Source organism: Proteiniphilum sp. UBA5384 (genome assembly GCF_002410825.1).
Lineage (GTDB): Bacteria > Bacteroidota > Bacteroidia > Bacteroidales > Dysgonomonadaceae > Proteiniphilum.
The window spans coordinates 1-10540 of record NZ_DHOS01000017.1; the positions used below are offsets into that span (position 1 = coordinate 1).

Sequence of the window (10540 nt, forward strand, 5' to 3'; positions counted from 1 at the left end):
TTTACTATTTTGATGATAATGCTGATAAGCGCGCCCGGTGCTTCCGCACAGGAAATCACTCCCCGCCCGAATCAGTATGAGACCCTGGCGGGTACAGTAAACTTACCGCGGACAATCACCATCACCGCCGACAATGAATTCAGCAAACTGATTCCGGATTTCGTGGAGACTGCCCAAAAATTTTCCTTTCACACACGAGTGAAAAAGAATAACGGATTCATCCGGTTAACCAAAAACGAGGAGCTCGGTAATCCGGAAGAATACCGGATAAGGATTGACTCAACTGGCATTCTTATTGAGGCCGGTTCCGCCAACGGTTTTTTCCACGGCTTACAGTCGGCGCTACAGTTAATGATCAGTGCCGGAAAGGGAGGAAGCATACCCCTGGCTGTCATTCAGGATAAACCCCGTTTTGGATGGAGAGGAGTGATGGTGGACGAATCCCGGCATTTTATCGGAAAAACAGAAATTATGAAGTTGCTGGACTTTATGGCGATGTATAAGCTCAATAAATTTCACTGGCACCTTACCGATTCACAGGGATGGCGCATCGAGATCAAAAAATATCCGCTACTGACAACAGTCGGTGCCACAGGAAATATCTCTGACCACGAAGCATCAGCGCAATTCTATACGCAGGAGGATATTGCGGAAGTCGTGAAATATGCCAGCGATCGCTTTATCGAGATAATCCCGGAGATTGACATGCCCGGTCATGCCACAGCTGCCGTCAAAGCATATCCCGAATTCAGCGGAGGCGGATCGGAAAAATACCCACATTTCACTTTTCATCCCGGGAAAGAGGGTACCTACACGTTTCTGACCGATGTTCTCCGGGAAATAACAACGCTTTTTCCTTCTTCTTTCATTCATATTGGAGGTGATGAAGTGCATTTCGGCAATAAGCAATGGCATGATATGCCAGAAGTCCGTTCACTCATGGAAAAGGAAGGACTGGAAGACCTGGTGGCTGTAGAACACTATTTTCTACAGCGCATGGCCGACTCCGTGAAGGTACTGGGCAAGACGGTGATTGGATGGGATGAAGTGGTCACCGCCGGACTTCCGGCAAACAACACACAGGTGATGTGGTGGAGACACGACCAGCCCCAGCTGCTGGAAAAAGCCCTCACCATGGGCTACGGCACCATACTCTGCCCGAGGATACCCCTTTATTTCGATTTTGTACAGCATGCATCCCATACTTCAGGACGTAAATGGGATGGCGCTTTTGCTCCGATTGAAAGCGTCTACGAGTTTCCCAGTCTCAGGCTGACGGGCGGAGTTTCTTTTTCTTCACCCCATGTGATGGGAATTCAGGCCAATGTATGGACAGAAGTAATTCATACAAAGGAAAGATTTCAATTCATGGTCTTTCCACGCATCGCAGCCCTGGCCGAGGCAGCCTGGAGTAACGATGCAGTAAAGGATTTTCAAGATTTCGACAAACGGATGGATAAAATGACAGCTCTCTACAGAAAGAGCGGCATCACATTCTTTGATTACAAAAATCCGGAAATAAGTCTGGAAATAAAGGGTCCCGGGAAATAACATCCGTTTCAGTGTTTTCAGCATACCATAGCGGGCAGATATCCAACTCTAACGAAAATCAATCATTTTTAATCATATGAAAAATTTGACTGCCTTCATTTTATTTCTTGTTGTCACAAACATATACGCACAACAGAACGTAAATTACGATGAATCGAAAGTACCTGTGTATACACTTCCCGAACTTCTTAAATGTCAGAACGGGGAGACGGTCACCACAGCAGAGCAGTGGGAAAAACAGAGAAGGCCGGAGCTGCTGGAGTTGTTTGCCTCTCAAATGTACGGGCATACTCCTGCTGAGAGAATCAATGTCTCCTATGAGCTCATGACAGAAAACAGGGAGGCTATGGGCGGTAAGGCGACCAGCAAACAGGTGAAATTTATCTTTTCAAATGGAAGCAAAAAAATTGAAGCTTTCCTGCTGATCTATATTCCGAACAAGCCAAAAGGGAAGGTCCCGGTGTTTGTAGGATACAATTTCAAGGGAAACCACAGCACGACCACAGACACAACCATTCTTTATTCTCCTGCCTTCCGTCTGGTGAAAGAGCCAGGTCACCCGGATTGGGAAAGAGGAAATCAGACGAGCCGTTGGAACTATGATCTGATCATCGACAGAGGATATGCCATTGCCACCATGTGCTATCATGACATCTTTCCCGATAAACCGGAATTGAAAGATCACAGCGTGATTTCCCTTTTCCCGGGGTATGGTTCCCAAAAAACAGATCCCGCAGCGTGGCAGGCTATCGGTGCTTGGGCCTGGGGTTCCAGCCGGATTGTTGATTTTCTGGAAACACAGGAAAAGATAGACAAGGACAAAATAGCCATCATGGGACACTCCCGTCAAGGGAAGGCAGCACTTTGGGCCGGTGCGCAGGATTCACGATTCCGAATTGTGATATCCAATGACTCCGGTTGTGGGGGCGCTGCACTTTTCAGAAGAAAGTTCGGAGAGACTGCAGAAATTATCAACAACGCATTTCCGCACTGGTTTTGTGAAAATTTCCGCCAGTACAACAACAAGGAAGAATTGTTGCCGGTCGACCAACACCAGTTGCTCGCCCTGATTGCACCACGCAAGGTCTATGTGGCGAGTGCAAAAGATGATCTGTGGGCCGATCCGAGAGGTGAATTTTTGGCTGCATATCATGCCGGCCCGGTATACCGGTTATACGGTTTATCAATGATCGGAACAGATGAAATGCCGGAGCTTCATGCACCCATTGTGGAAGATATCGGGTATCATATACGGAAAGGGAAACACGACGTAACAGCTTATGACTGGGAGCGTTTTCTGGATTTTGCAGATAAACATTTTTCAAAGAACTCGGCAACCCACTCTAACTCTAAATAGAAGGATATATTACCAATGCCGGTTACCGTTGCAAGAGAAGCCGCCACTACCACCTTGTAGCTATTGTAAATAATGATCCAAACTTTCATTCTTTCAGGAAAAGACAAAAAAGTCAAAATTTCAAATCTTATTATTTTTTCGCTTACTTTGCACTCCGAAATTAATTGTAATAGATTTAAAAATAGGTGAAAACTGGAATGGATCTTGCCACTCTTTACAATCTTTATGTGAATGATTTATTCACTTATGGCTGCTATCTCGGCTTTGATAGAGAGATTGTGAAAGATGCCGTTCACGATGTCTTTGTAAAGCTTACAGCCAATAAAGGTCAGTTAAGTCAAATCAGTCACATAAAATTTTATCTGTTCAAGTCACTGAAAAACAGACTTATTGATTTACATAAATACCAAAAAGACCAAATAACCCTCGAGAAAGTAGACCCTTCAGTAGATATGCCTTTTAATATCCACATTGATGTGGAAAGTCTTCTTATCGAAAAGGAAGACCAGACGCGGGTAAAGAATACAATTGAGGAAATGCTCGCTTCGCTTACTGACCGACAAAGGGAAATTGTTTATCTCCGCTATATACAGGAGTATGACTATAATCAAATTGCAGAACTCCTACATATCAGTGTCCATGGCTGCAGAAAACTGGTTTCGGCAGCCATCTTCAGCCTTCGCGAAAAATTTGGTATCCTGATCACATTCTTGACTATTTTGTCATAATTATTCTGAAAGCTACATTTTCTCAATTTGGAATGTTAAATTTTTAATTATATTCCAACTAAAGGGGTATAATTAAATTTTCATATCGTCTCTTAACAAAAGAGACACTTATAATTGGATGTGCATTTACATTTCACTCAAAATCAATAACAATTAGCAACAATTAATAATGAAACATTATACCGATTTTTTGAAGGATGGAAAATTTCTTCGATGGCAATTGTTAGATGACGATGCCCTGAACCAATATTGGATGAACTTTAAAATAGAACATCCAGAATCCATAAAAGAAATTGAACAAGCCATTGTCTATATAAAAAATGAGGGGATTAATAAAAGTAATCTTGACGAAAATGAGAGGATGCTATTGTTCCATAAAATTCAGACAACTATCCTGCAAAAACGCAAAGTAACACAACGCAGAGTATTTTGGTACTCTGCAGCAGCAGTTTCGTTACTCTTAATCGGACTTACCCTTTTTCATTCCCAGAGAAAAGAAGTTGTCATTACACCAGATAAGGAACTCATAGTGGGGGAATTATTGAATAGCGAAGATATTCAGCTCATTACCAATAAAGAATCAATCTATTTTCAAAATGATATCGATGTAAAACTCGACAAAAGGGGCAAAGCTGAAATTTTACAGAAAAATAAAGAGTTACGGGAAATTGAAATCAAACAGGAACAACTAAATACGTTGATTGTACCTTATGGGAAACGCTCCACCCTTACACTTGCCGACGGGAGCAAAATATGGCTCAACTCAGGATCCGTTCTCGAATTTCCAGCACAATTCGACAGTAAAAAAAGAGAAATAAGTCTTACATCCGGAGAAATGTACATCGAAGTAATGCCTGATCAGACGAAACCATTCTTTGTACACACCTCCGGTTTTAACGTAAGAGTATATGGTACAAAATTCAATATCTCAAACTATATGGGTTCACTGCAAAGTGTTGTATTAGTGGAAGGAAGTGTCAGTCTACAATCAAAAGGCCACAAGGAGTTGTTCATAACACCCAGCGAAAAAGCCATTTATTCCGGAAGTGGCACATTTGAAACGCAACAAGTCGATGTTGACCAATTTATTAGCTGGAAAGAAGGTTATCTTTCCTTCGACAAGACACCAATGAACGAAGTATTGCAAAAGATCGGCAGATACTACAATCTCTCGTTCGACTATGAACAGGATGTAAATCTTCAAAAACGAACCTGCAGCGGAAAAATATACTTATCTGATAATTTTGACAATGTAATGACTACTGTTGCATTACTGACATCTACACAATATCGAAAAGAGAACAAAAATATATTTATTACCAACCAATGAAAATAAAACGGAGAGCTTATGGATAAAAAATAATATCACCAAATGAATGAAAAGAGCCGGACGATATTGGCGGTACCATCCGGCAAAACTGAAATTAATTACCTTGATTATTAATAATTAAATCATACAAATATATGGATAAAAATTCTATTGGGGGACGAATAACTTTCAATAATTTAAAGCATGTTCTAAAAGTCATGAGAATAACCTTATTTTTTTTATTTTTCTGTATACTGTTTGCGTCAGCATCGAACAGTTATTCCCAAAAAGTCACTCTCAATCTGAGATCAACATCAATAAAAGAGGTATGTAAAGAGATTGAGAAGAACAGTAATTATATTTTTGTTTTTTCGGATAAAGCCGAAAAAATAATTAGAGAAAGAGTGAACGTACATGTTAACTCTCAGGAAATCAAAGATATTTTGGAAGAAATATTTTCCAATACCAACTTGGCATATAAAATATTGGATAAACAGATTGTTGTTTATGAATCGGAGAATAAAACTCAAGTCAAAGAAGTGGGGCAAAACATTTCCACCCAAATACAACAGCAGACTAAAAAACAAATTACCGGAAAAGTTGTCGACATACAAGGTAACCCGATAATAGGAGCCAATATTATTGAAACCGGAACTACCAACGGGACTGTAACCGATATCGACGGTAATTTCGCGTTGCAGGTGGAAAAAAACACCGTACTAAGGATTACCTACATCGGCTATTTGGAACAAAGCGTAAACACCTCCGGTAAAGCCAGCTTTAACATTGTTTTACAGGAAGATACCAAGGCACTGGAGGAAGTAGTCGTTATAGGATATGGTACCCGTCAGCGTAAAAGTATCACGGGAGCTGTAGATCAAATTGGATCAGAAAATTTTGAAAACAGACCTGTTGGCAATACCATGCAGGCCTTACAGGGAGCATCCGCCAATCTGACGATTCAGCAGCGTGATATGAACCCCAACAGTAATCAACTGAGTATTAATATTAGAGGAGTCAGCACAATAACCAATAATGATCCGTTGGTACTGATTGACGGTATTATTACAGATTTGAGTAGCTTAAACCGTATAAATCCAGACGATATAGCTTCTATTTCTGTATTGAAAGATGCCGGAAGTGCTGCTATTTATGGTTCTCGTTCATCGAGTGGAGTATTGCTGGTGACTACCAAACAGGGAAATAAAAATCGCAAACCAATTGTCCGTTTTAATTCGATGATTGGGTACGAAACACCCCATTTTCTATTTCAACCGGTAAAAGGGTATGAAAATGCCATACTCCGAAACCAGGCTGAAGTGAACGCTGGTAGAGCGCCTGTTTACGCTGCAAGTGAAATACAAGATTTATATGATCATGAAGACCAGGAATATTTCATGTATCAAATTCTAAAACCCGCTTTACAACAAACTTATACTGCGAGTATTTCAGGTGGAAGCGAAACATCAACTTATATGGCTTCAGCGGGTTATTATGATCAGGCTAGTAATTTTGTTGGAGGTGACTACGGTATGAAACGCTATAATTTTCGTATAAATCTCACCTCTGAGTACGGAAAATTCAAATTATCTCCGCAACTGGCTTATAATCGCATCATGCATCATGCCCCGAATGCAGGTAACGCAATCCAAAACGCGACCCGATTTCCGACCTATTATTATAATAAATTGAAGGATAGCAGAGGTCGTTACGTCGATCAGTTTAACAGTATGGGACTTCTGGAAGCCGGAGGATTCAGAGACCGGGACGAAGACAACATCATAGGGAATCTGACAGGAGAACTTAAAATCACAGACGGGTTAAAAGCAAAAGGGATATTGGGACTTGATCTTTCTGCAAATCATCGCTATGTAAGGGCTCTTGAAGTACCTTATTACGCTAATGAGACTTCTGAGGTTCCGACAAGTTATACTGGTCAGGATAGAAATACAGAAGATTATAACGAAAAATCATACCTTTTAAGTTCCCAATTCTTATTGGATTATGATCGCATTTTTAAAGAATCACACCACGTTACGGGATTAATTGGTTTTTCTAATGAGTCGTTTACCCAGGAAGCCAATGAAATTATAAAAAAATACACCGATCCGGACCTTGGTATTCCTGCAGCAGATGGCTTGACAGAGATAGATCCCATAAACAGCTATAACACCCCCGATGGTTCTGTACGGACAAGTATTTATTCAGTATTCGGAAGATTTGGTTATTCATTTACCGATAAATACTATGGAGAAGTAAGTTTTCGTTATGATGGTTCTTCTAAATTTGCCAAAGCAAACCGATGGGGATTTTTTCCTTCCGTAACGGCAGGATGGCGTTTGTCACAGGAAAATTTTATGGAAGACTATCGTAATAATATAGGGGACTTAAAGATTCGTGGTTCATATGGTGTACTTGGCAACCAAAATGTAGGTAATTACCGTTACATGACTACTTATACTGTACATACCAATAGTTACGGATTTAATAAGGTTCCCGTTTCAGGGACAGGGTTCAGCTTTGGCAATAAAGATATGAAATGGGAAACATCTGCCACTTTTAATATTGGGACAGATGCAACATTTTTTAAAAATCAGATGATGGTCTCGTTTGATTATTTTAATCAGACAACTTCAGACATTCTTTTAAGTCCTGAGGTTCCTGCTGTCTTCGGAGGTTCCGTGGCCATCGAAAATGCGGGAAAAATGCAAAATAATGGCTGGGAAGTCAGTATAGATTACAACTTCAAAACAGCTGATATGAAACACCATATCAATTTCAATCTTGCTGATTCAAAAAATAAAATTATTGACTTTGGTAACGAAAGAATTAATGAAAAACAACAGATGTCGACCATAATAAGAGAAGGTATTGCCCTGAATTCCTATTTTGGTTATAAAACAAACGGATTTTTTAAGGATGAAGAAGATATTGTAAACAGCGCATTACCGGCAGGTGCCATAGTAGCCCCGGGAGACGTAAAATATGTAGACTATTACGAAGACGGTATCATTGACGAGAAAGACCGTCAGGTGTTGGGAAATGCCTTCCCTCGTTATACTTTCGGGTTAAATTATAATCTTGGATGGAAAGGTTTCGACTTGGGTTTATTCGTTCAGGGTGTTGGAAAACGTAGTATGGTGCTACGTGGTGAGTTAATACGACCCTATGCATCGAACTTCACGCAGGTTATGTTTCAACACCAACTGGATTATTGGAGTTCTCTTAATACTGATGCTCGCTGGCCACGTCTCACTGCAGACGGATCGCCCTCAAATATCAACAATTATGGGCGTGATTCAGATGTTTACTTACTGAATGCTGCCTATCTTCGTCTGAAAAATTTACAACTCGGTTATACAATACCAAAACATGTAACCTCTAAACTAGGTGTCAGCAAACTGAGAATGTATGTCAATGCTCAGAACCTGCTGACATTCTCTGCCACTTCTTTTATCGATCCGGAATCTACAGAGTTTGGCAACGACATGGGCGGCATTTCGGGTGCTGGAGCGAACAGCGGGCGGAATTATCCGACGCTGAATTATTATGGATTTGGTTTGAATCTAGAATTTTAATAATTATCCCTATGAAAAGAAAATTAATTATATATAGTGTTTTAATTTTGCTGTCATTCACAGCATGCAATGATCTGGGGCAGATTCCCACTAACAAGTTCACAGATGAAAATTACTGGACTTCCCCAGAAAAGGCTATGTCGGTTTTAAATATGGCTTATAACCAGATGTATAACGCCGATATATTTTTTAGTAATGAAGCTTTGTCCGATAATATGTATCAAAGGCGTATTCATGATGAAAAAATAATTTCTTCAGGACAAGCAGATGCCTCAAATGCACGATTTAGTGGCGAATGGAGCAGGTGTTACGCGGGAATTAAAACCTGTCACACTTTTCTTGAAAATGTAGACCGCGTTCCTGGAATGGACGAAAATCTAAAAAACAGAGCAAAAGCAGAAGCACGTTTTATCCGTGCATGGTTATTTTTCCGCTTGACTACATGGTATGGAGATATCCCACTTTTCACAAAAGATATCACACTCGATGAATCAAAAACTATTGAACGAACCCCTCATGCAGATGTTGTCCAGTTTATATGTGATGAATTGGAAGAAATTGCAAGTATACTTCCAACCAATAAACAATATGCAGAAGCTGATAAAGGTCGTATAACTGCAGGTGCTGCAATCGCATTGAAAGCCCGTGTTTATCTGTTGGACAATGACTGGCAAAATGTTGTAAATACTTGTGAAAGGTTAATAACCAATACGACATATGGGGAATACGGCTTATATGAAAACTATGCCAAACTGTTTACAGTTGAGGGAGAATATAGTAAAGAGATGATACTTGATATCGAATATGTTCCATCTCTAAGGACATGGTCTGATTATCAAGATTTCATGCCCAAATCGTCCCCGGGTGGGCGCGTAAGCAAGATGGCACCTACGCAGGAATTAATTGACGACTATATTATGTTAAATGGGAAAGGAATCAAGGATAATAACTCCGGATATACCGAAAATAATCCATATATCAATCGGGACCCCCGAATGGATATGACTATCGTTAGACACCTTTCAACATGGACATTACCTGATGGAAATACCCGGACTATTTACACCAAACCGGGATCGACAAACGATCCGACAGGAAAACTTGATATATATGTTCCAAACAATGAAACAACATCTCCTACTGGTTATTATATGCGAAAATATTATGACCGGGGTGCGATTAATGGAACTGATTCAGGATTGAATCTGATGTTGATACGCTATGCTGATGTTTTGCTTATGTATGCTGAAGCTAAAAATGAATTGGGTGAACTGACAGGAGACATATGGAATATAACAATTAAAGCACTCCGTAAGCGTGCAGGGTTTACAGATCCCGCTGCATTAGATTTCAATAGTACGTGGACACAAGAAGAAAAACAATTGATTATTCGTCGCGAACGTCGTACTGAATTAGCGTTAGAGGGATTACGCATTTTTGATATCCGTCGTTGGCATACTGCAGAAGTTGTCCTCAACCAACGCCCTCACGGCGCCATGTTTGAAAATAACAATACTCAATATATTGAATTGGATCAACGTACGTTTAATCCCGCGCGTGATTATCTGTGGCCTATTCCACAAAGTGAAAAGGATATTAATCCAAATTTAGGACAAAACCTCAATTATTAAAGATTAAAATAATGAAAATAATTAACAAAATATCACTTCTGGCATCCTTATTTATTACGTTAATGCTTTCAGGCTGTCTTGATAATAAGGAATTAAATCTGAATGTTTCAGCTGTAAACAAGTTGATAGAACCATATGACCAACTTTCCGTACCCTTGCAAAGTTCTGCCTCAGCCTCTGTATATTTTGAATGGGAGACTGCTACTGCAGAAGATGGCGAATTGGTTTTGTATGAAATCGTATTTGACCGCGAAGGAGGCGACTTTTCCAATCCTATTTACAGATTACCGTCCGAAAATAAAGGCTTAAGTCCTTATGCAAGCGTAACTCATAAACAACTCAATAAAATCGCAGCTTTAGCTGGAATAGATGCATCAGCGACAGGG

7 protein-coding genes are annotated in these 10540 nt (G+C 40.2%); all 7 read left to right on the forward strand.

All coding sequences use genetic code 11. The features are described from left to right. The coding region (locus B4G81_RS04875) for a beta-N-acetylhexosaminidase (RefSeq protein WP_294080694.1) at positions 1–1551 on the forward strand (1551 nt) is incomplete at its 5' end. A 76-nt stretch (positions 1552–1627) separates the two neighbouring features. Then, complete coding sequence (locus tag B4G81_RS04880) at positions 1628–2908, forward strand: acetylxylan esterase (RefSeq protein ID WP_294080698.1); 1281 nt, start codon at positions 1628–1630, stop codon at positions 2906–2908. A gap of 185 nt (positions 2909–3093) precedes the next feature. After that, positions 3094–3636: an RNA polymerase sigma factor gene (locus B4G81_RS04885; protein WP_294080700.1), complete on the forward strand. Its 543-nt coding sequence runs from the start codon at positions 3094–3096 to the stop codon at positions 3634–3636. A gap of 169 nt (positions 3637–3805) precedes the next feature. Continuing rightward, a complete protein-coding gene (locus B4G81_RS04890) occupies positions 3806–4966 on the forward strand; it encodes a FecR family protein (protein ID WP_294080702.1) in 1161 nt (386 codons plus the stop codon). Positions 4967–5388: 422 nt separating this feature from the next. Further along, positions 5389–8523: a TonB-dependent receptor gene (locus tag B4G81_RS04895; RefSeq protein WP_349678733.1), complete on the forward strand. Its 3135-nt coding sequence runs from the start codon at positions 5389–5391 to the stop codon at positions 8521–8523. An 11-nt stretch (positions 8524–8534) separates the two neighbouring features. Next, complete coding sequence (locus B4G81_RS04900; RefSeq protein WP_294080706.1) at positions 8535–10154, forward strand: RagB/SusD family nutrient uptake outer membrane protein; 1620 nt, start codon at positions 8535–8537, stop codon at positions 10152–10154. Positions 10155–10165: 11 nt separating this feature from the next. Beyond that, positions 10166–10540: SusE domain-containing protein (locus tag B4G81_RS04905; protein ID WP_294080708.1), on the forward strand; the 375-nt coding region annotated here is incomplete at its 3' end.

Excerpts from the sequence above, each read along its gene's own strand:
- B4G81_RS04900 (WP_294080706.1), top strand. The coding sequence starts at position 8,535 with ATGAAAAGAAAATTAATTATATATAGTGTTTTAATTTTGCTGTCATTC.
- B4G81_RS04890 (WP_294080702.1), top strand. The coding sequence starts at position 3,806 with ATGAAACATTATACCGATTTTTTGAAGGATGGAAAATTTCTTCGATGG.
- B4G81_RS04880 (WP_294080698.1), top strand. The coding sequence starts at position 1,628 with ATGAAAAATTTGACTGCCTTCATTTTATTTCTTGTTGTCACAAACATA.